We start from the raw sequence: 26453 nt of genomic DNA, 5'->3' as shown, positions 1-26453 counted from the left end.
CCATCTCTTCGCGCTCACGCGCGTACGGGTCGGCCTCCATCACATCTTCTCCCGAATCAGAAGCCTGATTCTGCTTTATCGATCGCGGCATCGATCTGGGCCTGCAGGACTGCAGGCAGACCGCTGATCTTTACATCCAAAAACCCGCGTATAATGGTTGCGGTGGCCTCCTCTTCCGAGAGACCACGGGCCATGAGGTACTCGATCTCGTGGCGGGCGATCTTACCGACCGCGGCCTCGTGGGAGAGTTCCGTGCCGGTCAGCGTCCCCTCAATCTCGGGGATGGCGTGGATGACACCATCCTTTAAGATCAGGCCCTTGCACTCGATGTGGCCCCGGGTGTTGTCCTTCTCGCCGAGGACATGGCCCCGGGAGATGACCTTGCCGCCGGTGGTGATGGCACGGGTGACGAGTTCGGCGCTTGTATGCTCGGCGGCGAGGATGGCCCGGGAACCGAGGTCGAGGGTTGAGCCGGGCGTCGCGACGACGATGCTTGAGAACCGGGCTACGGCGTTCTTCCCGATAAGGCGCGCTGTCGGGTACATGTTGATCCGGTGGACCGGCTGCATGCAGACGTAGTTTGAGAGGAACGTACCATTCTCCTCGATGATAGTGGCGCTCCGGGGGAAGACGCTGATCCCCGGGTTCCAGTTGTGGATCATCGTGGACGTGACTTTGGCGCCTTTGCCGACGTAGATCTCGGTCACCCCGATATGAGCGCCGTGCTTCTTCTGCCAGGAACTCGCACAGCCGGAGATGATGTGGATCTCGGAGCCTTCCTGTGCGATGAATATGTTGTGCACATGCTGCGCCGGCTCTTCTCGTAGAAAGAGGCAGGCCTGGAGGGGCATCTCGACCTTCGCACCAGGATGGGCGATGACGACGAGACCCTGCGGGCTCTCCTGCCTTGCCACGAATTTAGTGAACTTGTCCTTTTCCTTCGGGACGGCGTTCCAGTAGTAGTCCTTCAACCAGTCGTACTTCTCGAGGGCGGCCTTGATGGGGAGCATCTCGATCCCTTCGGCCCCGCAGGTGGTCTGGACAACGTTCTGGTCGATCTGGAAGAAACTCCCGCACCTGTTCTGCATCCCTACCTCAAGTCCGGTCAGGGCGAGGCGTTTTTTGTCTTCCTCCGAGAGATGCTCCATGTCGGTTATATCTGTTTGCAACGCAGACACTCTCCGTATCCTTTATCTTTGACTACACGCAGAATCTCGCGGGGATTCCCGTGACACCGGATCTGGCCGTCGATTAAGACATGGCCCTGATCGGCATCGAGGTAATCGAGGATATACCCGGTGTGGGTGATGATGAGACCGCTTCGACGTCTGTTGACGATGCGGACATCCTTCTCGAGCAAGGTTGCGATCTCTCTCCCCATCAGGTTCATATTCTCAAGGTCGACGCCGCTCTCCGGTTCGTCCAGCATGATGAAGTCGGGCTGCTGGGCCTTTAATTGCAACACTTCGCTCCTCTTTATCTCGCCGCCGGAGAACCCGACATTGATGTCCCGGTTGAGGAAATGCTCCATGTTGACCGACTGCGCGAGTGCCTCTATTGCCTCCCCTCCGAGGGTTGATGTCGCGGCGAGCAGTTTTCCGAGTTTCAGTCCGGATATTGCAGGCGGATGCTGGAACATCATGCCGATTCCGAGGTGAGCCCGCTCGTGAATCGGCATCCTGGTGATATCCTTCCCTTTAAAGACGATCGATCCTTCCGTGATCGTATAGCCGCCAAACCCCATGATGGCTTTGAGCAGTGTGCTCTTTCCCGAGCCGTTTGGACCCATCAGGACATGAGTCTCCCCCTGCCCGATGTGGAGGTTGATATCGTGGAGAACTTCGGTATCATCCACGCTCACGTGTAAATTACTGATATCCAGCATACGGCACCCCGTTTATGTTTCTCCTTGGGGGTACATTAACACTTGCAATGCAACACCAACCCTTACGATTGGTGGAGGATTGGCGCCCTTTTTCGGCTTTTGCCGGGCGGACACCCGGCTGATCGACCCTGGTCCGGCCGGTAACCGCCGCCGTGTCAGACTGCGGAGCGGTCTTTTTTTGCGCTTTCCGCGTCTGAAGATGGGCCTGCATTCCCGACGGCAGCCGTGCCTCATCACTTTCACCCCGCGCACGGCCTATGGTTAAATAATGCCCTCACCCCGTCTCATGTATGGAGCGATCGACATTTTCCACATTCGCCTGCCTCGCGGAGCGGGCTGCCCGGTATCCGACCATCATCCGGCGGAGCCAGATGCGTAAGACTGTGTTCCTCGCCGCGACCACCCTGCCGTCGCACCCTTCTTGCAAGGCGAGGGGCTATACTTAACATCTCCCGGGGTATTGGCACCTTCCGGTGATCGGACCGGATGCGGCGGAAAGGCATACCGAACCGGAATGAGAAAGGGAAGGTCCGGCAGGGCACGGGGAACGCCAGGCATACCGTCCAGACCCCTGAGCCTCCTGCCATCCGGCAGTTCACGAACAGCGTCATCTGCGGCGACGCGATGGCGGTGCTCCCGGCGATCCCGGACCGGAGCATCGACCTCATCATAACATCCCCGCCCTACAACTTCGGCCACCACTACGCAAACGATTCCATGAGCGACACCCGCGAGTGGAACGACTACTTCCGGAAACTCGGCGCGGTCTGGAGCGAGTGTTACCGCATACTCAAGCCAGGAGGTCGGATCGCGATCAATATCCAGCCGCTCTTCTCCGACTACGTCCCGACACACCATGTCATCTCATCGCAACTCCTGGGTCTAGGGTTTCTCTGGAAGGCGGAGATCCTCTGGGAGAAGAACAACTACAATGCCCGGTACACCGCGTGGGGGAGCTGGAAGTCGCCGTCGATGCCCTACCTGAAGTATACCTGGGAGTTTATCGAGGTCTTTGCGAAGGAGACGCAGAAGAAGGCCGGGAAGAAAGAGATGATCGATATCACCGGCGACGAGTTCAAGGAGTGGGTCTTTGCCCGGTGGGTCTTTCCGGCGGAGATCCGGATGCGTGACTACCAGCACCCGGCGATGTTCCCGGAGGAACTCCCGAGAAGGCTGATCAAACTCTTCTCCTACCGGGGAGACCTGGTGCTCGACCCCTTCAACGGTGCGGGGACGACGACGCTTGTTGCCAACCGGCTCAACCGGCGCTTCATCGGGATCGATATCTCCCCGGAGTACTGCAAGACCGCCATGGCCCGACTCTTGGGGGAGGAGGCAAAGGACGGCACCCGTGCTCCTCCTCGCTACATCGTCTGGGACCGACTCTCCTGAACTGGATGCGCATCAGAGTTCCCTTCGAGGTATGCCCGGGCATGGAGGTATGATCCGGGCCGGTCGTGGGTGTGGGTGACAAGATGATTGTGGAGGTTGATGACAGCCTCCGACTCCTCAAGCAGGGCGTTGTACTTCTCTACCGCATCATTGTACTCGTGGGCCTTCTCGTTGTATCTCCAGACGAGGCGGTTGTACTCCTGAAACTTCCCCGACTGAGCGAGTTCTGCCAGCCGTGCGTCGAGGGACTTGAGGGTCTCTCTCTGAACCTCCAGATCGGAGAAGCACTCCACGAGTTCTGAAGAGAGGTCTTCTGCCCGGTCGCGTGAGGCGGCAAGAGCGCGCTCGATCATCTCGATCTCGCCTGACGCCGTATAGATCCTCTGACCGTCCCCGATCGGGATGACCAGCGGGTCTGTGGTGAGGATGGTCCCGTCCGCAAGTTTGTCGGGTGGAATCCCGACGTAACTTGCGTTCGTGGTCTCGATGTAGGCGTAGCCGGTCTCGCGGTAGAGGTTCCCGTTGCTCTTTACACCGACGGCCATGTGTGCCTCGTCCTCAAAGTAGAAGAGCGCAACAGCATACCCCTCCCTGGCCAGGAGCCCGGCAAGGAGGAGGCTTTTATCGTCGCAGTCGCCCAATCCGTCGACATACGTCTCGATCGGGAACTTCGGCTCAACGATGGAGGTATCGGTGCTGTAGGGTATGGACTGCACGAAGGCGGTGACGAGCTCGAGATACCGGTCGCCATCGAGCCCTTTGCGGTCCCGGATCTCGCGGAAGGCGGCAAGGAGGTCGGCATAGAAGGGTTCCAGGCAGGGATCGTCGATGAACGCCCGGTAGTAGATGGGGACCCACTCCTCTTTTGAGAGATTTATTGAGAGGTGGAGTTTCCGGTCGGCCTCTTTTGCGCCGGCATAGACCGCAGGGTCAGGATCTATTCCGATCCTCTCCTCTCCGTCCTCGAAAGGGAATGTGTAGACCGGCACCCGATCGAGGCTCGCCCCCTCGATCGGCGTGATTGCCGGCGGGACGATCGGGGGCTGCAGGAAGCCTCCCAGGCATCCGGCCCCGAGAACTGCGACGACGATGATGGGTATGATGAGGGCCTGTTTCCACATGGTATTCAGAGGTATTCAGGGAGATTTGCAAGCGAGTCGATGATAAGATCCGGCGTGATCCCCGACCGCAAGACTGCCTCTTCTCGATATTTGCCGGTCCTCGTCAGGATGCCCTGCATCCCGCAGGCCTGGGCGCCGCCGACATCGGTGACGATATCGTCGCCGACCATCGCCGCCTCGTCCGGGCGCGCCCCGATCTCCCGGAGCGCCCGGAGGAAGAACGCCGGGGAAGGTTTTCCGATCACCTCGGCCTTCTTTTCGGTGGCATACTCGAGCGCGACGACGAAGGGGCCCGCCGAGAGCATCAGCCCGTCCGGTCCCATCCAGTAGCGGTCTTTCTCGAGCGCGACGAGGTCCGCCCCGTTCATGAGCAGGCGAAACGCCCGGTTCATCGAGGCGTAGGTGATCCCGTCGGCCGCATCGGCGACCACGACCGCATCCGCTCCCTCCTCTACTGCCACAATCCCGGCCTCCTCAAAGTCCGTCCGGGCATCCGGGGTGGTGAGGAGGAAGCACCTGGCACGATCGCTCTCCTTGAGGTGCGCCGCGGCGGCCACCGGGGCGGTGATGATCCAGGACTCCGGGATGGCGTAACCGAGGTTCTGCAGCCGCCGGGCAACCGAACGGCGGGAGCGGCGAGTGGTGTTTGAGACGAACCGATAGGGTATGCCCCGCCGGTCAAGTTCCCGGAGCGCCTGGTCTGCTCCGTCGATGGCCCGGTCGCCGACGTAGAGGACGCCGTCGATGTCGATCAGGACTGCACTGACCATACTGCTCTCTGTTGTCCGGATGGATATTTATACAGTGTGTGCGGGCACGACACTTCATCCGCAGTCTTACAAAAATCTCAGGGGTTTTCACGCCCCGTCCCTCTTTTGGCGTGAGATGATCCGGGGAGTCATTCACTTTCACCCCGCAACGGCTACCTTGAATGCCGCGAGGCTCTAACCCTCTGCCGGGAGAATGGTTCACCCCTTTGATCAGGCGGGTAAGTTGTGGCGTGTCCGGATTGACCGGGCCGGGGAGTATGAGGTCGTCGACGAGAGCGAAAAGCACCTTCCCGGCCCATGGTCGACGTTCATCCGCCGCTCCGACTACGATGATGCCCGAAGGCTTCAAAACACCCTTGTTGCCGAGTACCGGGGGCGGAGATTTGAGGATGCTTTCCGCGGCCGGGAAGTTGTCTGCTCCGCCGGGAGGTGCTGTCTCCTCGAATCTCGCAGAACCATGGACCTCGATGCCCGCGACCCGGACCGGGCGACTGAGGCAATCCTATCGGATCTCACATTGGTCCACGGCATCGGCAGGGTGACCGAGCGGCGATTGAAGAGGCGGGGTTATCAGACGATCGCCGATCTCGTCCGGCACCCCTGCTACCGCCAGGAAGCCTCAAAGGTCCTGGAACTCGTGGCGGAGGGGAATACCCGTGACCTCATGGAGCAGATCGGGCGGCGACACCGCCGAAGCGACCCGCTCCTCCTTGAGGCCTGCCGGTTCCATGCCCCGGAGGACTTTCTCTTCCTGGATATCGAGACGCTGGGGCTCTTCTCTCGCCCGATCATCCTCATCGGTCTTGCCCGGGCCCGGGGAGGATCGATAACCATCAGCCAGTACCTGCTTAGATCAGTTGACGAGGAGGAGGCGGCGCTCACCTCCGTCCTCCCCGAACTGGAAACGGAGAGCACGGTCCTCGTCACCTTCAACGGCCGGGCGTTCGACCTCCCCTATATCCGTGAGCGGTTAGGATACTACGGCATCTTGGCTGACCTTGATATGCCGCATGTTGACGTCCTCCACTTCGCACGACGCCGCTGGGGTGAGACGCTATCTTCCTGCCGGCTCTCTGCGCTCGAGGCGGAGGTCCTCGGTCTTGCCCGAGAGAATGATCTCCCGGGAGCGCTGGTGCCGGAGTTCTACGACACCTACCAGCGCACCGGAAATCCCGGTCCGCTCATCCCGATCGTGGAGCATAACCGTCAGGATCTCGTCTCGCTTGTCCGGCTCTTTGCGCTTCTCCGGGGGGATGGCAACGACTGTGCGTGAATTCCTCGACCTGCTCGCGGCGGACCCAAACGTCGTGCATACCAGGACCACGCCGCCCCGGGCGGCCCGGTACGGAATCCTCTTCCGTCCCCTCCCGGAAGGCCTCCGTACCTACTGCGAGGGAAGAGGGATCCGGCTTTATACCCACCAGGCTGCGGCGATCGAGCATCTGCGCGCCGGAGAGAACGTCATCATCACCACGCCGACCGCGAGCGGAAAGACGCTCGCTTTCCTCCTCCCGGTCTTCGAGCGTCTGGCGCTCGACCCCGCCGCGACCGCCCTCTTCCTCTACCCGACAAAGGCGCTCGCAAACGATCAGGTAAAGACCATCCGGGAGATAGAGGACGTTTCGGGAATACGGGTGGATGCGGCCATCTACGACGGCGATACGCCCGCCGGAAAGCGGCCGGCGATCCGGGATCGGTCCCGGATCATCCTATCAAACCCCCACGAACTCCACCAGGTCCTCGCCTGGCACATGAAGTGGAGCCGTTTTTTCCGAAACCTCCGGTTCGTGGTGGTCGACGAGGCGCATCGCTATCGCGGGGTTGCGGGATCTCATATGGCCATGCTCCTCCGCCGCCTTGCCCGCATTGCGGAGTACTACGGTGCCCGGCCGCAGTTCGTCCTCTCCTCTGCCACCCTTGCAAACCCGACCGAGTTCGCCGCCCGCCTGACCGGCGAGGAGGCGATCCTTATCGAGGATGACGGATCGCCGGCGGGTGAAAAGACGTTCATCCTCTACAACCCCTCTGTTGGAGACGGCGGACGATCGGTCCATTCTGTGACGAAGGACCTCCTCCTCGCCTCGGTGGAGAGCGGGTGCCGGACACTCTGTTTCACCCTCACCCGGAGGCTTGCCGAAGTGATCGCGGCCCGGTCCCGGGAGGTTCCAGGGATAAGCGCCTACCGGGCCGGCTACCTCCCGACCGTCCGGCGTGCGATCGAGGACGCCGCGAAGGACGGCAGCCTTCGCGGCGTCGTGACGACGAACGCCCTCGAACTCGGGATCGATATCGGGTCGCTTGACGGTGTCATCATATCGGGGTATCCGGGGACGATGATCTCCTTCCGGCAGCAGGCGGGACGGGCTGGACGCCGTTTGGGGGAGTCTTTTGCCGTCCTGGTCGGGTTCGAGAACCCTCTCGACCAGTATTTCATGCGCCACCCGGAGGAGTTCTTCTCCCGGCCCTGCGAGCACGCCGTCGTGGACACGGAGAACCCCTACATCCTCTCGGGCCATCTCCTCTGTGCGGCATCGGAACTCCCGGTCGACCCAAAGCGCGATGCCCGCTGGTTCGGTCCCGATATCGCGGAGATGCTTGCTGCGCTCGAGCGTGTCTGCCTGCTCCGGAAGGCTTCGCGGGGCTGGATCTATGCCGGGCGGAGACGGGCGGCGGAGATGGTCGGGCTTGATTCCGTTACCTCCGATACCTTCCGGGTGATGTATGAGGGCAGGCTGCTCGAGACGATGGATCGTGAGCAGGCCTTCCGGGAGGCTCACCCGGGTGCAATCCTCCTCCATCGCGGGGAGACCTACGTGGTGACCGAGATGGACCTTGAGCAGCGCACGATTCAGGTGGAGGAGACCGATACCGATACCTACACCCAGCCCCTCGTCACCACCGATGTTGCGGTCGTGCAGGAACTCCGGCGCCGCGACATCGGCGGCGTGGGAGTCTCGTTTGGGGACGTTACAGTCAGTCGGCAGGTCATCGGGTACACGGTGCGGCACTATGATCGGGTCGTGAGCCACCACCGGCTGGACCTCCCGCCGCTCTCCCTCGCGACAAAGGCCTTCTGGCTCACCATACCGGACCGGACGTTGGATACGATCACCGCTAAAGGGTTGGACGTTGCCGGTGGGCTGCACGGTGCGGAGCATGCCCTGATCGCAGTCATGCCCTACCATGTCGTCTGCGACCGCCGCGATATCGGCGGTCTTTCGACCCCTCTTCACCCTGCAACCGGTGCTCCGACGATCTTCGTCTACGACGGCTATGAGGGCGGGATCGGGCTTGCCGAGAAGGCCTCCACTCTCCTCCCCGCGATCGCCGGGATGACGCACGAACTGGTCCGCGACTGCTCGTGCACCGCAGGGTGTCCGGCATGCATCTACTCGCCACAGTGCGGGAACCAGAACCAGCCCCTCGATAAAGAGGCGGCCATTCTTATCCTCGACGACCTCGCCCGACGACTTGCGACGGGTACTTCCACTCCGGACGCCTGACCGATACTCTCAAGTCTCCTTGAGAACGATTACGCGATCACCGGTCTGCCTGTCATGAATATTGTTCTGGTCCCTATCGGGGCGGTCGATCCGGCCGAGTTGCGGATGCTTGTGAACCCCTTACGAGCAGTCTTCTCCCGGGACGTCGTGATCGGCGAGGGGGTGCCCCTCCCAAAAGCCGCACGAAATGATCCCCGCAGTCAGCATGACGCGGAGATGGTGCTTGAGTCCCTTGCCCTCTCCGTGGAGATGGAGCGTCACGATCGGGTGCTGGGAGTCACGAACGCCGATCTCTACCTTCCCGGAATGAACTTCGTCTTCGGGATCGCAAGGGAGCGATGGGCAATAATATCCCTGCACCGGCTCAGAGAGTCGTTTTACGGTCTTCCTGATGATCCGGACCTCTTTCGCCGCCGGGCTGTTGTGGAGGCCGTGCATGAGCTGGGACACACCTTCGGGCTTGCTCACTGCAAACGATCCCGGTGCGTCATGTTCTTCTCGAACACCGTCGCCGAGACCGATCGGAAAGGGCCGGAGTTCTGCATGAGGTGTCGTCTCCATCTTGCTTCCGAAGGGCTCGGCGGTCGGGCTCTTGCCTGGGGAGGCGGCCCGGTCGAATCGTGACGGCTCCACCTGTTCCCCGGGGGTGCGGCGCCCGTCGAGGGCCGGGCGAGAGAGCGGGTCCGGTTTGGAAATGACCTACACCTCCCTCTGGGAAACTGAAATAATCGTTCCATCACTCCGCGCTCTTTGCGAACGTTTGGATCGCCTCGAAAAATTATATTTTACGGTGCATAAAATTGTATATCCTCAATAAAACGTTAAATTATGGATTATATGGTTATTTAAAGGATATTCTAACGAATAAAAAATCGTAATGTTTTTAAATTCAAACTCCGACCTTAGAAATGCCCCCAATATCTTTTTATGACTCTACCGTTCTTCTGTTGCAACTCTTTTATCAATTGCACCTCGCCGGGAGCGATGATCGTTCTGCTCGCCTTCTTCCCGGTCACGCCAGATCCTCGTCATCGAAGGTGAAGACCTCCTCGATGGTGGAATCAAGCGCCCGGGCCACCTTGTAGGCGAGTTTTAGGGAGGGGTTGTACTTCCCTTTCTCAAGGAAGACAATCGTCTCGCGCCGGACCCCTACCTGCTGTGCCAGTTCCTCCTGGGTGAGCCCGGTCTTTGCCCGGAGTTCCCGGATCCGGGTCTTCATCCCGCATCCCCCTTCCAGATCTGGCGCTGGCCTCCTGCCCACGTTCGCCTCACGCCACATCTCCCTGCCGGAAGAGGTACCACTGGAAGAGGCGGGCCGAGAGCCCCATCAACAGGATGGTTGAGAGCAGCACTCCCTCGACCGTGAGGGTGAGGACCCCGAGGTAGTTTGCCCAGAAGAGGAGTGCGAGGAAGATGAGCGTGACGAGCCACGAGTAGGAGATGCCGTACGCCCCGATCTTTTGTGTCCGCTCATCCCTCTCCAGTTCGTCCCGGAACCTCCAGTGCCGGACGGCGGCCACCGCAATGATCACCATACCGATCGTCACCAGGATCGAGGAGAGCGCCTCTGTTCCTTCTCCAAGGAACGGGAGAATGAGGCCTGCTGCCCCGATGACCGCTCCTGCGCCAATCTGCAGCGCATATCGTCGCTTCATTCGTTCACCTGTTATGTATATCTAACATAGTGTTAGAAATAGATAACTAATTCGGTTCTTCCGGGATGGTCAAAGCCCCCTTCTCGTTCTGCCATCTTGTTCCCGGATCTGCTCATATCGGCTGCTGTTTTGGCAGAAAACGCGACAATAACTCCGCGGTTGGGCAAGCGCAAGGTCGTGCGGTGCTTACCGGCGGTGAAACGGCCGGGCAGAAGTGCTGTCCGTCCAGGCGGCGATGTCTATAATTATTCAGTATTTCGCCAAAAACTTAATTTTGGTTGAGAATCTTTGGGTGCTGATCAATCCCTCCAAATTGGGTTAAACCATGAACCGATTACTGATAGTATCAAACAGACTTCCAATCAGCATCTCCCGGAAAAATGGCGATATTCACCTGCAAAGGAGCGTTGGCGGCCTTGCAACCGGTGTTGGCTCATTCTACAAATCCTACGAGAGCCTCTGGATCGGCTGGCCCGGCATCAACGTCCAGAAGAAGCAGGATGACGAGAGGGACCGAATCGTAGATGTACTCCAGAAGGAGCAGTGCCACCCGGTCTTTCTTTCCCCCTACGATATCAAGCACTACTACGATGGGTTCTGCAACAACACCCTCTGGCCGCTCCTTCATTACTTCAACCACTTTGCCGAGTACAACCCAAAGACATGGCAGGTTTACCAGCGGGTGAACGAGAAGTTCTGCGACGCCGTGATGGAGGTAGTCCGGCCCGATGATATCATCTGGGTCCATGACTACCACCTGATGCTTCTGCCGCAGATGCTCCGCGAGCGTCTCCCTGATGCGGAGATCGGCTACTTCCATCACATCCCCTTCCCCTCGTATGAGGTCTTTCGGCACCTGCCCTGGAGGAAGGAGATCCTCTCCGGCCTTCTTGGGGCGGACCTCATAGGCTTTCATACCTACGGTTACGTCCGCCACTTCCTCTCCAGTGTTCGGCGGCTTTTAGGCTACGAGCACTCGTTCGGAGAGGTTCGGACCGGGACCCGCGTGGTGCGGACCGATCTCTTCCCCATGGGGATCGACTACCAGCGGTTTGCCGACGCTGCAGGCAGCACCCCCGTCCAGAAGGAGATCGCCCGGATACGGCAGATGTACGGGAAACGCAAAATAATCCTCTCGTTCGACCGCCTGGACTACACGAAAGGGATCCCCCTCCGGCTTGAGGCCTTCGACGCACTCCTCGAGAAGAAACCCGAGTATCGGGGTGCCGTCTCCCTTGTCCTCGTCGCGGTCCCGTCCCGGACGGGCGTCGATAGTTACCAGGCGCTCAAGAAACAGATCGACGAACTCGTCGGGCGCATCAACGGGAAGTACGGGACGACCGACTGGACTCCGGTCAGTTACTTCTACAACTTCCTCCCGTTTGATACACTGGTGGCGTTCTACAGCGCTGCCGATGTCGCGTTGGTGACACCGCTCCGTGACGGGATGAACCTGATGGCGAAAGAGTACGTCGCCACGAGGACCGACGGCACCGGGGTGCTCATCCTCTCCGAGATGGCGGGAGCGGCCGAGGAACTCGGTGAGGCGATCATCGTCAATCCAAACGACCAGGACGCGGTGATCGAGGCGATTGAGGCTGCACTTGCCATGCCGGAGAAGGAGCAGATCGAGCGGAACCGGACGATGCAGAAGCGGCTGATGCGCTACGACATCGAGCACTGGGTCGGCGACTTCCTCACACGCCTCGGTGATGCCCGGGCTGTCCAGGTCGAGCGCTCCGAACAGATCATCACACCCGACATCAGGGAGGAACTGGTCGCAGATTACGCTACCGGAGAGGACCGGCTCCTCCTCCTCGACTACGACGGAACCCTGGTGCCTTTTGCCGCAAAACCACAGAAGGCGGTCCCCGACGATGCCACCCGAAAGTTACTCGAGGCCCTCTCCCGGGCTCCGGGAAACGAGGTCGTGGTAATCAGCGGCAGAGACCGGTATACCCTGGATGCCTGGTTCGGGGCGATGGATATTGGGCTCATTGCCGAGCACGGGGTCTGGATAAAAGAGCGGTCCGGAGAGTGGCGGATGTCTGAGGCGCTCTCGGATGAGTGGAAGGCGGAGATTTACCCGCTCCTTGAGCTCTACACGGACCGCACGCCCGGCGCCTTCATCGAGGAGAAGGACTACTCCCTCGTCTGGCACTACCGGAGGACGGAGCCGCTGCTCGGTGCACAGCGGGCAAAGGATCTCAAAGACGATCTCCTGCACCTGACCTCCAACCTGAATGTCGGCGTTATGGAAGGCAACAAGGTCATCGAGATCAAGAACAACGTCGTCAACAAAGGGAGAGCGGCGCTGAACTGGGTCACCCAGCGGGCCTGGGACTTTATCCTCGCCATCGGCGACGATCGGACCGATGAAGACCTCTTTGAGGTGCTGCCGCCCGAAGCCTACTCGATCAAGGTCGGGCTCGCCCCGAGCAGGGCACGCTTCAACCTGGTTGAGCAGCGGGACGTGCTGCCGTTGCTCTGGAGGTGCATCGAGTGCGACAGGGACGGCGTGACCACAAAAAAGAAGAGACAGGGGCGGGAAAAGAGCCTTATTGAGTCGGTTGCCCCAGGATGACGGACCTGACCGTCAAAAAGACCGGTCCACGGAGGTCCACCTTTCTGTTGTGGTCGGTGATATACCGCATCGCGTACTCCTCGATGCGCAGGTTGATGTCCGAGGGGAGTTTTGACATCTTCACCTGGATATGGGCCTCCTCTCCGCACCGTGCGGCCTCCTCGATCCGGGCGGCGGCGAGGTTTGCAACGGCATCGAGATACGTGATGCCGGTGGAGACGCCCTCTGCCCTGACCTTCGCCCACTTCTCGGTGTCCGGGACCCCGAGCACCGAGCCGTCGTGGACGTAGACCTCGTTTGCACAGGCAGGGCCGCAGAGTTTCGTGTTGGACTCGGGCTCCTCGACGATGACTTCGATCTCCCTTCCTGCAATCTCACCCTTCCACGCGGTAAACGCACACGGCCCGGGGGCCGTCGCGTGCTCGGCGGCCGTAGCCCGGATTGCCTCGGCCATCTGCTTTCCAAGAACGGATCTCGGCTCCTCGCGGAGGTGGATGGCGCCGGCGATATCCCGGTCCGAGACCTCCTGCGGGAAGAATTGCGGGAAGCTGAGCTGGCGGATATCGTTTGACTGGTAGACGATCATCGCTAGCCTCTCCACCCCAAGACCGAGGTTCATCACCGGCACGCCGATCCCGTACTCCGCGAGCGCCGAGGGGGAGTAGATGCCGAACGTGGCGACCTCGACCCACCCAAGGACAGGGTGGCGGGCGTAGACCTCCGTCTGGGTCCCGGGCATGTAGTACTTCGACCGCTTCTCGTCGGGCTGGAACCGGAACTCGGTAAACCCGAAGGCCGAGAGGAGGGCCTCGCTGACGGCTTTCCCCTCCTCGAGGGTGACGTCTTCGCCCGCGACGACGCAGGATGCCGAGTGGTAGGCCATCAGGCGGGTCGGCCCCTCCTCCTGCTCCCGCCTAAAACACCGGTCAACCGAGAAGAGCCGGATGGGGAGGCGGCGCTTCTCCCAGAGGGAGGAGAGTGTGAGGAACCAGCCGCTCGTCATGTGGCTGCGGAGGGTGTTTCGCGACGACTCAGGTGCGAGCGCCTTGAATTCGGGGAAGACGGCATCGAGGATGTGCACCACGGTTGCATCGTCCGCACCAAGGACGGTGGCGAGTTCGTGCGTCAGCTCGTCTCCGTCGATCGTTCCCTTCTTGTAGCCGTGGAGAGTCTCGCGGAGCCTCTCTTCGGTCTCGTTCGGGATTGTGCGACCAAGGATGGCCTCGATCTCCTCGACCTGCTTACGTGCAATCCCGACATTCGGACGGGGCAGCCCGCCGAGGTAGAAGACCCGGTCGAGGACGGCCATGGCTTCAGGCCCGAACTGTCGATAGATATCGGCTTCCTCGACGATGATGGGGTTCATCGCCTCGTCAAACCCCATCGAGAGGTAGGTCTCGCGGAGCCGCTGCGTGATCTCAAAGATCGGGTGGGCCGTAGCCCGGGTGTACTTCAGCCGGGGGTATCGCTCCTCAATCCCGGCCGGGGTCAGGACCGACGGCCCTTCGTGCCAGGCGTGTTCGAAGTCTTCTCTCGCTCTCTTTTTGAACTCTTCCACATCGAATCTCATATCTTCCGCTCCAGACAGACGACCCGGCTTGCCGGGCTCTCATCCTTGATGGTATAGTCGCAGTGCTCCGTTATTTTCTCGGCGAACGCCCGAATTTCGTGATGTTCCGGCATTCGGTCCCTCTCCAGTCGATTCCTACTGTACCCCAGATGCATATAACCCTTTACTTCGATGAACCTGGCCCCGGAGTCCTGGTAGATCGCCGCATACCGCTCGGGGGAGAAGTCGTTGTAGCCGCGCACCACGGTGGTCCGGATGGCGGATCGCCGGCCGGCAAGCCCGGCGAGACTCTCGAGGATATGGTCCCAGTAGTCCTCTCTCGGGCGACAGAGGGAGAGGTAGGTCTCCCGGTCGGGGGCATCGAGCGAGACGTAGGTCTGGTAGGGCCGGCACCGGGAGAGAACGTCCGGCCGGGTCCCGTTCGAGACGAGGAACGTTGTGTAGCCTTCGGCGTTGAGACCATCGATGAGTTCCGCAAGGCGCGAGTAGCAGGTCGGCTCTCCCGAGAGGGATATCGCGACCATCGTGGGAGCGAGGGCCTCGGCAAACCGCTCCGGCGCGACGTAGGGCGAGACCTTGTAGCCCGAGAGGGCTTTCTTCTGGAGGCGGCGGAGGTTCGCGATGATCGCTTCCGGCGGGCACTCCTCATCCTCCACAACCTCGTGCTCGAAAGACCGCCAGCAGAAGAGACAGTGCTGGTTGCACTTGAGGGTCGGGGTCATCTGGACGCAACGGTGGCTCTCGATCCCGTAGAACTGCGCCTTGTAGCACATCTCGCCGCCCTTGAGCGCCCGTTTGTTCCACATGCAGGGCTTGACGGCCGCCGAAGAGGCAGGGCTGACGAACTGGTAGCCCTGCCTCTTTAAGGCCTTACATGCTTCTGAGTGCATCGATACCGAGTATCTCTAACGACTCCTGCAGGGTGTTTCTGACTGCATCGACAAGCGTGAGACGGCTGTTGCGGGTCTCGCCTTCGCTCTTCAAGACCGGGTCGTAGTGGTAGAAGGCGTTGAAGAGGTCGGCGAGTTCGCGGGCGTAGTTGGCGAGGAGATGCGGCCGAAGTTCCTCCACGGTCTGCTCGATGACGGCCGGGAACCGGGCAAGGTGTCGGGCGAGCGCGACCTCGTGCTCGGTCTCATAGGTAAACATCGGCGTAAACTCTCCGGCCTTCTCGAGGATGCTGCAGGCCCGGGCGTGAGCGTACTGGATGTAGGGTCCGCTCTGCCGCTCGAAGTCCAGAGCCTCCTTCCAGTCGAAGACCGTGCTCTTCTCCGGGGAGACCTTCACGATGTCGTAGCGGATGGCGGCGATGGCGACCGACTTTGCGATCGAGCGCCGTTCCTCTTCGGAGAGTTCCGGCCGGCGGACGGTCACCTCCTCGTATGCCTTTGAGGTCACCTCCTCGATCAGTTCGTCTGCCGAGACGAATTTGCCTGCCCGGGTGCTCATGGAGCCCTCGGGGAGGGAGACGAACTCGAAGAAGACGATCTCGGGCGGCCGCTCGCCGAGCAGTTCCAGGGTGGCCTGGAGTTGGGCGCCGATCAACTTGTGATCTGCTCCGAGGACGTCGATCATCCGGTCGTAGTTGCGGGCCTTCCAGGTGTGGTAGGCGAGGTCGCGGGCGCTGTAGACCGATGTGCCGTCGCTGCGCCGGAGGATGTACTTCTTCTCAAAGCCTCTCTCCGAGAGATCGACCCAGAGGGTCTCGTCCTCATGGGTCTGAGGCAGGCGCCGGATCCGCTCAAAGATCCGATCCACATCCCCGATCCGGACAAAATCGCTCTCCCAGACGAACCGGTCGTGGTGGGCATTCATTGCGGCGAGGGTCGCCTTGATCCCTTCGGCACAGAGGGAGACGACTCTGCGGAACTTCGCGACGGTCTCCGCGTCGCCCTGCTCCACCTTCTGCATGAGGTGATCGATCTCCTTGGTTATCTCCGGGTTCTTCTCGATCTCACGGTTTGCCGCGACGTAGACCCGGGCGACGTAATGGTCCTCCTTCTCGCCCTCGCTCCGGGGGATATCGAGGCGGTCAAATCCCCATGAGACGATGGCGATCTGGCGGCCCATATCGTTTAAGTAATACTGCACCTCGAGTGGATACCCGGCTTTGCGGAATGCCCGGGCAAGGGTGTCGCCGATGACCGTGTTTCGGATATGCCCGACATGAAGGGGCCCATTCGGGTTTGCGCTCGTGTGCTCGAGTATGACCCGGACGGAGCGGCGGGAATGTTTCCCGTAGCCGGGCTCGAGCGCCTCTCTTACCGCCTCTCCGAGGAGTGACGGGCCGAACCGGAAGTTGATGTAGGGACCGGCGGCCTCAACCTGCACGTCGCCGAGTTCTGGGTCTTTGGAGAGTTTCTCCACGATATCGGCGGCGATCTTCTGGGGAGGGCGCTTCTCCTTCTTCGCAAGTTTGAACGCTATCGTCGAGGCGAGGTCGGCGTGATCCCCGCCTGTCGTGAGGAGGACATCCTCTTCACCGGTGCATGCGCGGAGCATGCGCTCAATCTGGTGGTACTTCTCCTGAAACATCATCAGTATCCGGTCCTGTAACGCAGGATTGCAGCAATCCCGCCGAATGCATTATAGAGCATCGAACCTTCTTCGAAATCATCGGAGATGATCTTGACATCTGTGCTGCTCTGGTCGGCGAGCGCGGTCAACTCGTCGATGATGTCGCTCTCCTCCGCCACATAGAGCTGCCCGCCGTCGTTTGGACAGGTGCCGAAGTCGAGATCCTTGATGTGCTTGCCGGGCTCGAGGCTGATCGTCCGCTCCTCGGTGTAGTCGCTGTTCGGACAGGCAAGTTTCACCCGTGCTCGCCGGAGCCGCTCGGAGAGGAGGAGCGTGTCGACGGCGCCGAGCTCCAGGTTCTTCCTGACGCTCTCCTCGCCGTAGGCTGCAGCCCCGTCGTCCTTGACCAGTTCCTGGAGAAACCGGTTCATCACGTTCTTCTCCTTGATGATATCAAGGCCTTTTAAGGCGTCCGAAGCGTTCTCAACAAGTTCGGCAAGCCCGGACTCGTTCGTATACGAGACGTCGAAGAGCCCGATGATCCGCTTCTGAAGTTCGTGGTGGAGGTAGCCGCCCGCCTCGAACTCCTCTTTGGTCGGGGTCGGGCCGCCGATCAGCACGCCCTTGAACCGCTCATAGAAGTCCTTCTCGGCGAGGAAGACCTCGGTTGCGAGATCCCCGACCTTCTTGTAGAACTCGTTGATGGCGATCAGCCGCAGCCGCTGGAAACGGACGCTCGACTGCCCGCCTTTCCGCTGCTTGCCCGGAACCGTCGAGGTGACGCCGCGGACCGGCTCGATCCGGTTGCCCCTAAGAAAGCCGACGTAGGCTTCGCGCCGGTCGATGACGATGAGGCCGTAGACCTCCTTCTCACCGAGCATCTGCTGGAGGGGTTCGAGTTCGAAGGAGGAACTGCACCGGTACATGTACGTATTGAGCGGTTCGGGCGGTTCGATGATCTCGCACTGAAGGTCGGTGCGGTCGCCTCCGATGTTGATCGTGCCGCAGAAGACGGCTATGCCGTTCTCCGGCGGGCGCTTGTAGTATTTGAGACGGGAGAGGATGGAGGATATGGCACTCTGAACGTTTGTCCGGGTCTGCTTGCTTTTGATGTTTGAGCACTGCCCGAACTCGTCACGGAGCTGGGCGGTCACGTCGGATATCTGCTTGTCCGGGGGTATATAGAGTGTGATCAGCTCGGTACCGCTCCCTTCCTTCTCCGCAAGTCTCTCAAGCGTCTTTTTAAATTCATAGCGCTTTCGCGCCATATCCATCTCTTGCGTCTCTTCCATGGAGTTCACCAAGCTATTTTAGTAATAGTGTTCATATCTCGAAGCTACTATGTGTTTCTCTGGAGAAAGCATAAATATGTGCACACCCCGGTTCTCTTCATCTCCCCTCACTGCAGGCACCGGCAGATGAGGCAGATCGTCTTCGCATCGACGATCCTGCCGTCGGTGATCATTTCCTGGAGATCTCCGATCGGGGTGCGGACGACCTCGATCACCTCATCATCGTCTTTCTCGTAGTCACTGCAGGGTGAGAGCCCCTCTGCGAGGTAGAGCCAGATCCGCTCGTCGGTGTAGCCGGGAGAGGGATAAATCCAGCCTTTCGGGGTGAATCTCTCCGCCTTCATCCCGGTCTCCTCGATCAGTTCCCGGTACGCGGTCTCATGCGGCTCCTCACCCTCGTTGATGGTTCCAGCCGGTGCCTCGAAGATGTAATCGTCGATGGCGAACCGATACTGCCGGATCAGGTAGCAGGTCTCCCCCTCGACCGGGAGGATTGCGACCGCTCCGCCGGGGTGGATGATCACGCGCTCTTTCTTCTCTCCGCTTGGAAGGGTTACCTCTTTCTTCTCAACCGTGAGCCGGCTACCCCTGTAGATCTCCATCATTACTCCTCGTATTCGATCGGGTCCTCGAGTCCGAGCTCTCTAAACGCCTCCCTCCGATAGTGGCAGGAGGAGCAGATGCCGCATGCCCGGTCGTTGGCCTGGTAGCAGGACCAGGTATGCTCGTAGGGCACGCCGAGGCGAAGCCCCTTCTCGATGATATCCACTTTCGACATCTGGACGAAGGGCGTCATCAGTCTGATCCGCGGTTTGGCTGCCGTCCCAAGATCGATCGCCCGCTGGAACGCCTCGATGAACTCCGGCCGGCAGTCGGGGTACCCGGGGTAGTCTCCGGTCTGGACGCCGATGAAGATCGCCTCCGCGTGGCGGGCCTCCGCGAGACTGGTCGCGATGGCGAGGAGGTTCGCGTTCCGGAACGGGACGTAAGTGTTTGGGATCCCCTCTTCTTCTCCGACATACTCCTCGACCGGGATGTTCTCGTCGGTCAGGCTCGAGGCCCCAATCTTCTTGAAGTGTTCAAGGCCGATCTCGACGAACTCCACCGCACCGAGCAGGCGAGCAATCTCTTTGGCGCACTTGCGTTCTTTTACCTCTGTCCGCTGGCCGTAGGTGAAGTGGAGCGCGATGATATCGTAGCCCATATCTTTTGCAACGTAGGCGAGGGTGGATGAGTCCATCCCGCCCGAGAGAAGGCATACCGCTTTCTTCATTTTATCCCCAGGATCTTGTGGAGTTGGACCTGGAACCTCACCGGGAGGTTCTCTTTTACAATCTGCTCTGCGATTGCGCGGCGGTCGGTCCCCTCCACCGGGGAGATGAAGACCTCGCCGCGAATCTCGCACCGGTTCATCACTGCCCGGGCGTAGAGGAGGTCGTCCTCGTCGGCCACCACGAACTTGACGGAGTCGCGGGGGGTGATGTGGGCGAGGAGCCGAAGATCGCTTCTTGCGCCGGACGAGGGGCATTTCACATCCATGCAGATGGAGGCATAGGGTTGCATCTCGCGGAAGTCGCGGGTGCCGTTTGTCTCGATCTCGACGGAATATCCATGAAGGCTGAGTTTCTTTAAGAGTTCGAGAACCTCGTCGTGCTGCAGGAGCGGCTCCCCGCCGGTGATACAGATATGCTTCCCGTTCTGCAGCCAGACCCGGTCGAGGACCTCCCCGACGCTCATATTGCGCCCCCCTTCCTGGGCATAGGAGGTGTCGCACCAGGCACACCGGAGGTTGCACCCTGCAAGCCTGATAAACGTGCAGGGCCGCCCCTGGTTTTTCCCCTCCCCCTGGAGGCTCCGAAAGATCTCACTGACGAACATAGGTGCGCTCTGCGTAACTGGATGCCGACTCCCAGACCCGGATCTTGGCCACGCGGGCGTCAGATCCCTGCTGTGCAGCCATAGCATCGATCATCTCTGCTATCAGCCCGGCAAGGAGTTCGCTCGTTGGATCGCCGGAGGTGGTGATAACCGGGTGGAACTTCTCGATGCATTCTGCCATCGGATCGGCCTCGTTCAGGATCACCTGGTGATCGAACCGGCCGACGACCTCCTTGATGGTGTTGTAGTCTAAGACGATCCCGGTGCGCTCGTCTGGTGTTCCCTCGATCCAGACCTCTACCCGCCACTGGTGGCCGTGCAACCGGAAGCACTTCCCCTGGTAATGGATCAGGCGATGGGTTGCCTCGAAAAAGACCTCCTTGTATATCCGGGTTGTCATCATTGAAGGTTGCCTGTCAGGATATAATATATATCAGCTCAGGATCAAATAACTAGGGCGAAAGATCGGCGTGCAGACGGGTTTCCACAATATATAAATCCGTAACGCGCGTTGTTTTATAGCACACCAGGAGTTACTCCTATCCACAAATTCAACCTATACGAGGGTATTCGATGGGAAATGGTAAATTTGCAGCCCGAAAGCTGAAGCGCGACTCAAAGAAAGGCCGGTGGCATGATCCAGTCTACGCCCGGCGCCAGCTCGGACTCGATGTAAAATCCGACCCTCTTGAGGGGGCACCGCAGGCGCGCGGGATCGTACTCGAGAAGATTGGTGTTGAGGCGAAGCAGCCGAACTCTGCAATCCGGAAGTGCGTCCGTGTGCAGTTGATCAAGAATGGTCGTCAGGTGAGCGCATTTGCCGTCGGCGACGGTGCTATCAACTTCATCGACGAGCACGACGAGGTCGTGATCGAGGGTATCGGCGGCAGACTGGGTCGGTCGATGGGTGATATCCCCGGCGTCCGGTACGTCGTGACCAAGGTCAACAACGTCAGCTTACACGAGATGGTCATCGGACGCAAGGAGAAGCCGCGGAGGTAAATTGTATGGAAGAAGCAGAAGCAGTGACTCAGCCGCAGCTCCTCTTTAACCGGTGGGACATGAGCGAGGTGGTGATCCAGGATCCAAGCCTTGCTCGTTACGTGAACCTGCATACGATGATCGTACCGCACTCCTGCGGCAAGCTCGCCGGCCAGCAGTTCAACAAGAGCAACATGCTGATCGTCGAGCGCCTGATCAACAAACTGATGCAGACCGAGCACAACACCGGCAAGAAGGAACTCGCCATCCGCATCGTCCGGGAGGCCTTCGAGATCATCAACAAGAAGACCAAGAAGAACCCGGTTCAGGTGCTGGTGGACGCAGTCGCCAACGCAGGCCCCCGTGAGGAGACCGTCCGGCTGAAGTACGGCGGCATCAACGTCCCGAAATCGGTCGATACCGCCCCCCAGCGGCGTGTCGACGTCGCCCTGCGGTTCATCACCGACGGTGTCCTGCAGGCGAGCCACAAGAAGAAGAAGAGCGTGAGCGAGGCGCTCGCTGAAGAACTGATTGCAGCCGCAAACGGCGATACCCGCTCATACGCCGTCTCAAAGAGAGAAGAGAGAGAGCGTATTGCAAAGGCTGCCCGTTGATACCCTATTATTTTTTGGTGAAGCATGACCCGACGAAAGAAGATGGTTGAGCGGGTAACGGAGCTGATGGACAAGCCGGAGCGGATCCGGAACATCGGTATCGTTGCCCACATTGATCACGGAAAGACTACACTCTCAGACAACCTGCTTGCAGGAGCAGGCATGATCAGCGAGGAGCTTGCGGGTAAGCAGCTCTTCATGGATTCCGACGAGGAGGAGCAGGCGCGCGGTATCACCATCGATGCAAGCAACGTCTCGATGGTCCACGAGTACGATGGCAAGGAGTACCTGATCAACATGATCGATACCCCCGGCCACGTGGACTTCGGCGGTGACGTGACCCGTGCCATGCGTGCGGTCGACGGGGCCGTCGTCGTGGTGGACGCGGTCGAGGGCACCATGCCTCAGACGGAGACGGTGCTCCGGCAGGCTCTCAAGGAGGGTGTCCGCCCGGTCCTCTTCATCAACAAAGTCGACCGGCTGATCAACGAACTGAAGGTGGACGAGCAGGAGATGCAGATCCGCCTCGGGAAGGTGATCGACAAGGTCAACAAGTTGATCAAGGGCATGAACGAGAAGATGTACAACGAGGGCTGGAAACTCGATGCCGCAAAGGGCACCGTTGCCTTCGGCTCCGCGCTCTACAACTGGGCCGTCTCCGTTCCCTTCATGAAGAAGAGCGGTGTCTCGTTCAAGGAAGTCTACCAGAAATGTAACGCCGGCGAAATGAAGTGGCTGGCAAAGAACAGCCCGCTGCACGCTGTCCTCCTCGATATGGTGGTCAAGCATCTCCCGAACCCCATCGAGGCCCAGGACCGGCGTATCCACATCATCTGGCACGGCGACTACAACTCCTCCGAAGGTAAGGCCATGATCAACTGCGACCCGAACGGGCCGGTCTGCCTGATGGTCACCGATATCTCGTTTGACCCGCACGCTGGCGAGGTCGCCACAGGCCGTCTCTTCTCGGGGACGCTGCGCCGCGGCACCGAGTGTTACATCATGGGTGCGGCAAAGCGTGTAAACCGCATCGCCCAGGTCGGTATCTTCATGGGTGCCGAGCGGATCGAGGTGGATGCGCTCCCGGCCGGCAACATCGCCGCCGTGACGGGCCTCAAGGATGCCATCGTCGGTTCGACCGTCACGACGCTCCTTGAGATGACCCCCTTCGAGTCGCTGAAGCACTACTCCGAGCCGGTCATGACCGTCGCTGTAGAGGCAAAGAACATGAAGGACCTCCCGAAACTCGTCGAGGTCCTCCGTCAGGTGGCGAAGGAAGACCCGACTGTGCAGGTCTCGATCAACGAGGAGACCGGCGAGCACCTGATCAGCGGCATGGGCGAACTCCACCTTGAGATCATCACCGGGCGCATCAAGCGTGACAAGGGTGTCGATATCATCACCTCCCCGCCGATTGTCGTCTACCGCGAGACGGTCACGGGCAGGGCCGGCCCGGTTGAAGGCAAATCGCCGAACCGCCACAACCGGTTCTATATCGAGCTCGAACCGATGGACCCCGCTATCGTGCAGCTGATTCAGGAGGGTAAGGTCTCGATGAACCAGCAGGCAATCGAGCGGCGTGACATCCTCGCTGAAGCCGGTATGGACAAGGAAGAAGCCAAGAACGTCAAGGCGATCGAGGGGACCAATATGTTCATCGATATGACGAAGGGTATCCAGTACCTCAACGAGACGATGGAACTGGTCCTCGAGGGCTGGCGTGAGGCGCTCCGCGGCGGTCCGCTTGCCGACGAACAGGTCCAGAACCTGAAGGTCCGGCTGGTGGATGTGAAACTCCACGAGGACGCCATCCACCGTGGTCCCGCTCAGGTCATCCCGGCGGTTCGGAGTGCCGTCAAGGCAGGCATGCTGATGGCCGGCGACTCACTCCTTGAGCCGACCCAGAAGATCCAGATCACGGTCCCGAGCGAGCAGATGGGCGCGGCAACCTCGCAGATCCAGGGTCGGCGCGGCCAGGTCTATGATATCCAGAGCGACGGCGATACGATGACGATCATCGGCAAGGCCCCGGTCGCCGAACTCTTCGGGTTTGCCGGGGATGTCCGATCCGCTACCGAAGGGCGTGCGATGTGGAGCACGGAGTTCGCCGGGTTCGAACTCGTTCCTGGTGGCCTGGTCGACGAAGTGGTCAAGGGTATCCGCCGGCGCAAGGGTCTGAAAGAACAGATCCCCCGGCCGGAAGACTACCTGGAGTAATCACCCCCGATACCCTCTATTTTTCGATCTCCGTTCTGGCGAGCGGACGCTGTGCGCTCTGCTACCTTACCCACCCAAACGGGCTGATCAGTGAAGGGGAGGAATGAACGGCGTCGGGGTTATGACGAAGACCGACGGATCGCTGATATCTCCGGGTCTTGATACTACTGGAATCGTTGGCGTGACCCGGGTCAATCCACCGCTCCTCGGTGTCCCGTCGTCTGATCCGGGCGTAGGTGTTGCCTCTTCCGGTGTCTGGGTGGCTGTCGGTGTCTCGCCGGGCGGCAGGGTCGTCGTTGCGTTCGTCGGAGATGGTATCTCTGGCACCGAAGTCACTCCCGGCGCGGGCGGAGCGGGAGGCTCGGCCGGTCCCGGCGCGGACGGCGCCGCCTCATCGGGCGTCCAGGCGTAGATATCCCAGTTGCCGTTCCGGTAGTCGTTCCAGACGATCATGCTCTCCGTGACGGCGGGGCTCATCTGTGCGCTCTCGTTTGTGGTGATCCGGGTCTCCTCTCCCGTGGCGATGTCGTAGAGGTAGATGTCCCAGTTGTCGTTTCGGTCGTCCTGCCAGACGATTCGGTCGCCGCTCATCATCATGCCGGCAGGGAGCGCCGTCGCGAACTGGTCGGTCTCCGGCGGCGAGAGCACACGCTCGCTTGCTTCCGTCAGGTTGTAGAGGTAGACGTCGTAGTCCCCGGTCCGGTTGTCGGACCAGAGGATGCGATCATCGAGGACCGTTGCATAGACCTGATCGACCGTGGCGTTGGTGATCTGATGCTCGGCCGCTGTTGCGGCACCGACGAAGAGGGCAAGGACGATCAAGCTGAGTATGGGTGCACGGAGGTTGCGTCCACTCATGGTTTATCCCTCCAGGTGGTTTCCAAAAAGGCGTTCCGTCAGGAGGTGCCTTCTTGAAATCCTGTGGTTTGGAGAAAGGATCCCGGAGAGTTCTGCTGTAACCAAACTCTAGCGCGAGAGAGCGAATCCGTTGAACATGGATGATCATGAGGGGGCAGGGCGTACGGGTGTTCCTTCCTCGGGCCGGGGAGTATGCACGGTAGTATATAATACCGACCGCGGTCGTGAGGGTCTCAATGAATGGCCCTTTGGGATGATATGTCCCATCCAAAAGAATGTGAGGTTCTTCTGCTGGCCCAAAGACTCTACTCTCGTCGTATGGTCGCCAAGATCAGCCCCAGGATCCCGATCGCGATCACCGCGATCACTCCGGGGAGTGGTGCCTGTGTCGGGTTCGCGGTGGCCGTCTCTTGCGCCCTCTCGGTCCCGGTTGGCGTCTCCATCGCCGTGGTACTGGTCTCGACCGGTCCGGTGGGGGTTTCTGTCGGAGCGGGGACGAACGTTATGCTGCTATGCTGGATCAGGCCGTCCTGTTTGCTGAACGCGAAGTATCGCCCGTATTTGCCGTTGAGTGTGTGCGCATTGATCGTAAAGTAACCGTCTTTCGGCACGCCGATGGTCCGGATGATCTGCTTCGTGGGATTATCTTCGCGGTAGTGGCGGAGTTCCGTGATCGGGTTGAGCGTATCTGCGTTCCGGAGATTGACGAGGTCGAGGACAAGGGGTTCGCCCCCAACCTCGATGGTCTCACCTGGTTGTACCACCCGCGGGGTGGTTCCCTGTGCGGCTGCCGGGACGATGAGAGCCAGAGCAAGGACCCCGAGAAGAACAAGAGTGCACGAGGCTTTAATTCTCACATCTGTCATAGTTCCACCCTTGTTTTCGCGATATATATGCGTATTGAAACGCCGCCGGGGCGTTTTGGATAAAGATCGGATCATTGATGCAGGGTGAGTGCATCCCGCACCGGGTGCCGGACCCCTCTGAAGCGGGGGCCTTTTGCCTGCTTCTTTTAAAAAAGGAATCTGGTTACTCGATGGTGAAAGCCATCGAGAATGTGGTCTCGTTTCCGGTCACGTTCTCCCAGGGCCGCATGTAGATCGCGGAGAACTCGGCAGCACCGGGCTCGGCCGCGGTGTACTCCCAGATATGAACTCCGGGAGCACCCAAGAGTTCGGTCTGGGGTGCATCGTGCGTCTCATTCACGAGCTGGAGTCCGGCGGACGAGGTGACGTTCCACTCGTACCCCGTCGACGGGTTCTCGACGAGGCTGATCGTGATCGCGCTTCCGGCCGGGAGCGTGACGGTCTCGTTGTTGTTCGTCTCGTTGAAGAAGTAACCCTCCACCGGGGTTGGGGTTGGGGTGGGGGTCGGGGTCGCCGGCTCTGCCGGCTGCGACGTGCAACCGGCGCCGAGCATGCAAAATACCAGGAATCCTGCTAGGAGGATACCAACGATGTTCTTTTTCTGAACCATGCGAAAAGGTATCCTGGAATAGGTAAATACTTTTCTTAAACCCCTGGAAATGATATTCGTTCTCCGGGCGTATGGGGATTTGATCATTCCAGAATCTGTCATCTAGCTGAGGATTCATGCATGCCTAAATCGATTTTCGA

At 60.1% G+C, this 26453-nt stretch carries 26 protein-coding genes; 9 read left to right on the top strand and 17 right to left on the bottom strand.

What is annotated here, in order from left to right:
• Window positions 1–56: 56 nt before the first annotated feature.
• Together ACI94_RS03435 and ACI94_RS03430 are read right to left on the bottom strand one after the other, a co-directional pair.
• A complete protein-coding gene (locus tag ACI94_RS03435) occupies window positions 57–1148 on the bottom strand; it encodes a SufD family Fe-S cluster assembly protein (protein ID WP_066955889.1) in 1092 nt (363 codons plus the stop codon).
• 5 nt (window positions 1149–1153) lie between these two features.
• Entirely contained in the window at window positions 1154–1885 is a 732-nt protein-coding gene (locus ACI94_RS03430; protein ID WP_066955892.1) for an ABC transporter ATP-binding protein, read from the bottom strand.
• A 290-nt stretch (window positions 1886–2175) separates the two neighbouring features.
• Here ACI94_RS03430 and ACI94_RS03425 point away from each other — a divergent pair, with 290 nt between their 5' ends.
• On the top strand, window positions 2176–2331 hold the full coding sequence (locus ACI94_RS03425) for a hypothetical protein (RefSeq protein WP_161937569.1): 156 nt from the start codon (window positions 2176–2178) through the stop codon (window positions 2329–2331).
• A gap of 40 nt (window positions 2332–2371) precedes the next feature.
• Entirely contained in the window at window positions 2372–3277 is a 906-nt protein-coding gene (locus tag ACI94_RS03420; RefSeq protein ID WP_066955895.1) for a site-specific DNA-methyltransferase, read from the top strand.
• On the opposite strand, the gene ACI94_RS03415 is transcribed toward ACI94_RS03420, so the two are convergent.
• Together ACI94_RS03415 and ACI94_RS03410 are read right to left on the bottom strand one after the other, a co-directional pair.
• Window positions 3250–4398: a hypothetical protein gene (locus ACI94_RS03415; RefSeq protein ID WP_286681096.1), complete on the bottom strand. Its 1149-nt coding sequence runs from the start codon at window positions 4396–4398 to the stop codon at window positions 3250–3252. The two genes, ACI94_RS03420 and ACI94_RS03415, sit on opposite strands and share 28 nt — an antisense overlap.
• Before the next feature lie 5 nt (window positions 4399–4403).
• A complete protein-coding gene (locus ACI94_RS03410) occupies window positions 4404–5168 on the bottom strand; it encodes a TIGR01458 family HAD-type hydrolase (protein ID WP_066955899.1) in 765 nt (254 codons plus the stop codon).
• A gap of 193 nt (window positions 5169–5361) precedes the next feature.
• On the opposite strand from ACI94_RS03410, the gene ACI94_RS03405 reads away from it, so the two are divergent.
• From ACI94_RS03405 to ACI94_RS03395, 3 genes are read left to right on the top strand one after another with little or no spacing between them, the layout of a single operon-like run.
• Complete coding sequence (locus ACI94_RS03405) at window positions 5362–6441, top strand: ribonuclease H-like domain-containing protein (protein ID WP_286681095.1); 1080 nt, start codon at window positions 5362–5364, stop codon at window positions 6439–6441.
• Window positions 6422–8671 (top strand): DEAD/DEAH box helicase, encoded by a 2250-nt coding sequence (locus ACI94_RS03400; protein ID WP_066955902.1) that lies wholly within the window; start codon window positions 6422–6424, stop codon window positions 8669–8671. Before ACI94_RS03405 ends, ACI94_RS03400 begins: the two co-directional genes overlap by 20 nt.
• A gap of 54 nt (window positions 8672–8725) precedes the next feature.
• Window positions 8726–9295, top strand: a complete 570-nt coding sequence (locus tag ACI94_RS03395) for an archaemetzincin family Zn-dependent metalloprotease (RefSeq protein WP_066955904.1) — start codon at window positions 8726–8728, stop codon at window positions 9293–9295.
• 388 nt (window positions 9296–9683) lie between these two features.
• On the opposite strand, the gene ACI94_RS03390 is transcribed toward ACI94_RS03395, so the two are convergent.
• Together ACI94_RS03390 and ACI94_RS03385 are read right to left on the bottom strand one after the other, a co-directional pair.
• Complete coding sequence (locus ACI94_RS03390) at window positions 9684–9890, bottom strand: helix-turn-helix transcriptional regulator (protein ID WP_066955906.1); 207 nt, start codon at window positions 9888–9890, stop codon at window positions 9684–9686.
• 49 nt (window positions 9891–9939) lie between these two features.
• Window positions 9940–10326: a hypothetical protein gene (locus tag ACI94_RS03385; RefSeq protein ID WP_066955908.1), complete on the bottom strand. Its 387-nt coding sequence runs from the start codon at window positions 10324–10326 to the stop codon at window positions 9940–9942.
• 325 nt (window positions 10327–10651) lie between these two features.
• Here ACI94_RS03385 and ACI94_RS03380 point away from each other — a divergent pair, with 325 nt between their 5' ends.
• Entirely contained in the window at window positions 10652–12910 is a 2259-nt protein-coding gene (locus ACI94_RS03380) for a bifunctional alpha,alpha-trehalose-phosphate synthase (UDP-forming)/trehalose-phosphatase (RefSeq protein WP_066955910.1), read from the top strand.
• On the opposite strand, the gene sepS is transcribed toward ACI94_RS03380, so the two are convergent.
• The 8 genes from sepS to ACI94_RS03340 form a co-directional block, all read right to left on the bottom strand.
• Complete coding sequence (gene sepS, locus ACI94_RS03375; RefSeq protein WP_286681094.1) at window positions 12885–14480, bottom strand: O-phosphoserine--tRNA ligase; 1596 nt, start codon at window positions 14478–14480, stop codon at window positions 12885–12887. The two genes, ACI94_RS03380 and sepS, sit on opposite strands and share 26 nt — an antisense overlap.
• Window positions 14477–15370, bottom strand: coding sequence for a 4-demethylwyosine synthase TYW1 (gene twy1 / locus ACI94_RS03370; RefSeq protein ID WP_066955920.1), 894 nt, complete (start codon window positions 15368–15370; stop codon window positions 14477–14479). Before twy1 ends, sepS begins: the two co-directional genes overlap by 4 nt.
• Complete coding sequence (argS, locus tag ACI94_RS03365; protein WP_066956912.1) at window positions 15351–17015, bottom strand: arginine--tRNA ligase; 1665 nt, start codon at window positions 17013–17015, stop codon at window positions 15351–15353. Before argS ends, twy1 begins: the two co-directional genes overlap by 20 nt.
• Window positions 17016–17017: 2 nt before the next feature.
• On the bottom strand, window positions 17018–18289 hold the full coding sequence (gene prf1, locus ACI94_RS03360; RefSeq protein WP_066955923.1) for a peptide chain release factor aRF-1: 1272 nt from the start codon (window positions 18287–18289) through the stop codon (window positions 17018–17020).
• A 107-nt stretch (window positions 18290–18396) separates the two neighbouring features.
• Complete coding sequence (locus ACI94_RS03355) at window positions 18397–18894, bottom strand: NUDIX hydrolase (RefSeq protein WP_318010067.1); 498 nt, start codon at window positions 18892–18894, stop codon at window positions 18397–18399.
• On the bottom strand, window positions 18894–19562 hold the full coding sequence (gene queC / locus ACI94_RS03350) for a 7-cyano-7-deazaguanine synthase QueC (protein ID WP_066955929.1): 669 nt from the start codon (window positions 19560–19562) through the stop codon (window positions 18894–18896). Before queC ends, ACI94_RS03355 begins: the two co-directional genes overlap by 1 nt.
• Window positions 19559–20167 (bottom strand): radical SAM protein, encoded by a 609-nt coding sequence (locus ACI94_RS03345; protein WP_066955931.1) that lies wholly within the window; start codon window positions 20165–20167, stop codon window positions 19559–19561. Before ACI94_RS03345 ends, queC begins: the two co-directional genes overlap by 4 nt.
• Window positions 20154–20567, bottom strand: a complete 414-nt coding sequence (locus ACI94_RS03340; RefSeq protein WP_066956915.1) for a 6-carboxytetrahydropterin synthase — start codon at window positions 20565–20567, stop codon at window positions 20154–20156. Before ACI94_RS03340 ends, ACI94_RS03345 begins: the two co-directional genes overlap by 14 nt.
• A 173-nt stretch (window positions 20568–20740) precedes the next feature.
• On the opposite strand from ACI94_RS03340, the gene ACI94_RS03335 reads away from it, so the two are divergent.
• From ACI94_RS03335 to ACI94_RS03325, 3 genes are read left to right on the top strand one after another with little or no spacing between them, the layout of a single operon-like run.
• Complete coding sequence (locus ACI94_RS03335; RefSeq protein ID WP_273258735.1) at window positions 20741–21169, top strand: 30S ribosomal protein S12; 429 nt, start codon at window positions 20741–20743, stop codon at window positions 21167–21169.
• A 5-nt stretch (window positions 21170–21174) separates the two neighbouring features.
• The gene (locus tag ACI94_RS03330) at window positions 21175–21762 is read left to right on the top strand and encodes a 30S ribosomal protein S7 (protein ID WP_066955936.1); all 588 of its coding nucleotides are present in this window, start codon (window positions 21175–21177) and stop codon (window positions 21760–21762) included.
• 24 nt (window positions 21763–21786) lie between these two features.
• Window positions 21787–23979: an elongation factor EF-2 gene (locus tag ACI94_RS03325; protein WP_286681093.1), complete on the top strand. Its 2193-nt coding sequence runs from the start codon at window positions 21787–21789 to the stop codon at window positions 23977–23979.
• 87 nt (window positions 23980–24066) lie between these two features.
• Here the strand turns inward: ACI94_RS03325 and ACI94_RS03320 are convergent, their stop codons facing one another.
• The 3 genes from ACI94_RS03320 to ACI94_RS03310 all read right to left on the bottom strand — a co-directional run bounded on the left by ACI94_RS03320 (window position 24067) and on the right by ACI94_RS03310 (window position 26313).
• Entirely contained in the window at window positions 24067–24837 is a 771-nt protein-coding gene (locus ACI94_RS03320) for a hypothetical protein (RefSeq protein ID WP_286681092.1), read from the bottom strand.
• A gap of 305 nt (window positions 24838–25142) precedes the next feature.
• A complete protein-coding gene (locus ACI94_RS03315; RefSeq protein WP_286681091.1) occupies window positions 25143–25703 on the bottom strand; it encodes a hypothetical protein in 561 nt (186 codons plus the stop codon).
• A gap of 163 nt (window positions 25704–25866) precedes the next feature.
• Complete coding sequence (locus ACI94_RS03310; RefSeq protein ID WP_066955944.1) at window positions 25867–26313, bottom strand: protease inhibitor I42 family protein; 447 nt, start codon at window positions 26311–26313, stop codon at window positions 25867–25869.
• Window positions 26314–26453: the final 140 nt, after the last annotated feature.

The sequence above is a fragment of the Methanoculleus sp. DTU007 genome (genome assembly GCF_001512385.1).
GTDB classification, from domain to species: domain Archaea; phylum Halobacteriota; class Methanomicrobia; order Methanomicrobiales; family Methanoculleaceae; genus Methanoculleus; species Methanoculleus thermophilus.
The sequence above is the reverse complement of the archived record's forward strand: the minus strand, read 5'-3'. Positions and strand labels throughout refer to the sequence as shown.

Coding starts and splice junctions, on each gene's coding strand:
- ACI94_RS03345 (WP_066955931.1), bottom strand. CDS start 20,167: ATGTTCGTCAGTGAGATCTTTCGGAGCCTCCAGGGGGAGGGGAAAAAC.
- ACI94_RS03400 (WP_066955902.1), top strand. CDS start 6,422: ATGGCAACGACTGTGCGTGAATTCCTCGACCTGCTCGCGGCGGACCCA.
- ACI94_RS03325 (WP_286681093.1), top strand. CDS start 21,787: ATGACCCGACGAAAGAAGATGGTTGAGCGGGTAACGGAGCTGATGGAC.
- ACI94_RS03320 (WP_286681092.1), bottom strand. CDS start 24,837: ATGAGTGGACGCAACCTCCGTGCACCCATACTCAGCTTGATCGTCCTT.
- ACI94_RS03340 (WP_066956915.1), bottom strand. CDS start 20,567: ATGACAACCCGGATATACAAGGAGGTCTTTTTCGAGGCAACCCATCGC.
- ACI94_RS03410 (WP_066955899.1), bottom strand. CDS start 5,168: ATGGTCAGTGCAGTCCTGATCGACATCGACGGCGTCCTCTACGTCGGC.
- ACI94_RS03330 (WP_066955936.1), top strand. CDS start 21,175: ATGGAAGAAGCAGAAGCAGTGACTCAGCCGCAGCTCCTCTTTAACCGG.
- ACI94_RS03395 (WP_066955904.1), top strand. CDS start 8,726: ATGAATATTGTTCTGGTCCCTATCGGGGCGGTCGATCCGGCCGAGTTG.
- ACI94_RS03425 (WP_161937569.1), top strand. CDS start 2,176: ATGGAGCGATCGACATTTTCCACATTCGCCTGCCTCGCGGAGCGGGCT.
- ACI94_RS03430 (WP_066955892.1), bottom strand. CDS start 1,885: ATGCTGGATATCAGTAATTTACACGTGAGCGTGGATGATACCGAAGTT.
- ACI94_RS03435 (WP_066955889.1), bottom strand. CDS start 1,148: ATGGAGCATCTCTCGGAGGAAGACAAAAAACGCCTCGCCCTGACCGGA.
- sepS (WP_286681094.1), bottom strand. CDS start 14,480: ATGAGATTCGATGTGGAAGAGTTCAAAAAGAGAGCGAGAGAAGACTTC.
- twy1 (WP_066955920.1), bottom strand. CDS start 15,370: ATGCACTCAGAAGCATGTAAGGCCTTAAAGAGGCAGGGCTACCAGTTC.
- ACI94_RS03385 (WP_066955908.1), bottom strand. CDS start 10,326: ATGAAGCGACGATATGCGCTGCAGATTGGCGCAGGAGCGGTCATCGGG.
- ACI94_RS03390 (WP_066955906.1), bottom strand. CDS start 9,890: ATGAAGACCCGGATCCGGGAACTCCGGGCAAAGACCGGGCTCACCCAG.
- prf1 (WP_066955923.1), bottom strand. CDS start 18,289: ATGGAAGAGACGCAAGAGATGGATATGGCGCGAAAGCGCTATGAATTT.
- ACI94_RS03405 (WP_286681095.1), top strand. CDS start 5,362: ATGGTTCACCCCTTTGATCAGGCGGGTAAGTTGTGGCGTGTCCGGATT.
- argS (WP_066956912.1), bottom strand. CDS start 17,015: ATGTTTCAGGAGAAGTACCACCAGATTGAGCGCATGCTCCGCGCATGC.
- queC (WP_066955929.1), bottom strand. CDS start 19,562: ATGAAGAAAGCGGTATGCCTTCTCTCGGGCGGGATGGACTCATCCACC.
- ACI94_RS03310 (WP_066955944.1), bottom strand. CDS start 26,313: ATGGTTCAGAAAAAGAACATCGTTGGTATCCTCCTAGCAGGATTCCTG.
- ACI94_RS03315 (WP_286681091.1), bottom strand. CDS start 25,703: ATGACAGATGTGAGAATTAAAGCCTCGTGCACTCTTGTTCTTCTCGGG.
- ACI94_RS03420 (WP_066955895.1), top strand. CDS start 2,372: ATGCGGCGGAAAGGCATACCGAACCGGAATGAGAAAGGGAAGGTCCGG.
- ACI94_RS03380 (WP_066955910.1), top strand. CDS start 10,652: ATGAACCGATTACTGATAGTATCAAACAGACTTCCAATCAGCATCTCC.
- ACI94_RS03415 (WP_286681096.1), bottom strand. CDS start 4,398: ATGTGGAAACAGGCCCTCATCATACCCATCATCGTCGTCGCAGTTCTC.
- ACI94_RS03355 (WP_318010067.1), bottom strand. CDS start 18,894: ATGATGGAGATCTACAGGGGTAGCCGGCTCACGGTTGAGAAGAAAGAG.
- ACI94_RS03335 (WP_273258735.1), top strand. CDS start 20,741: ATGGGAAATGGTAAATTTGCAGCCCGAAAGCTGAAGCGCGACTCAAAG.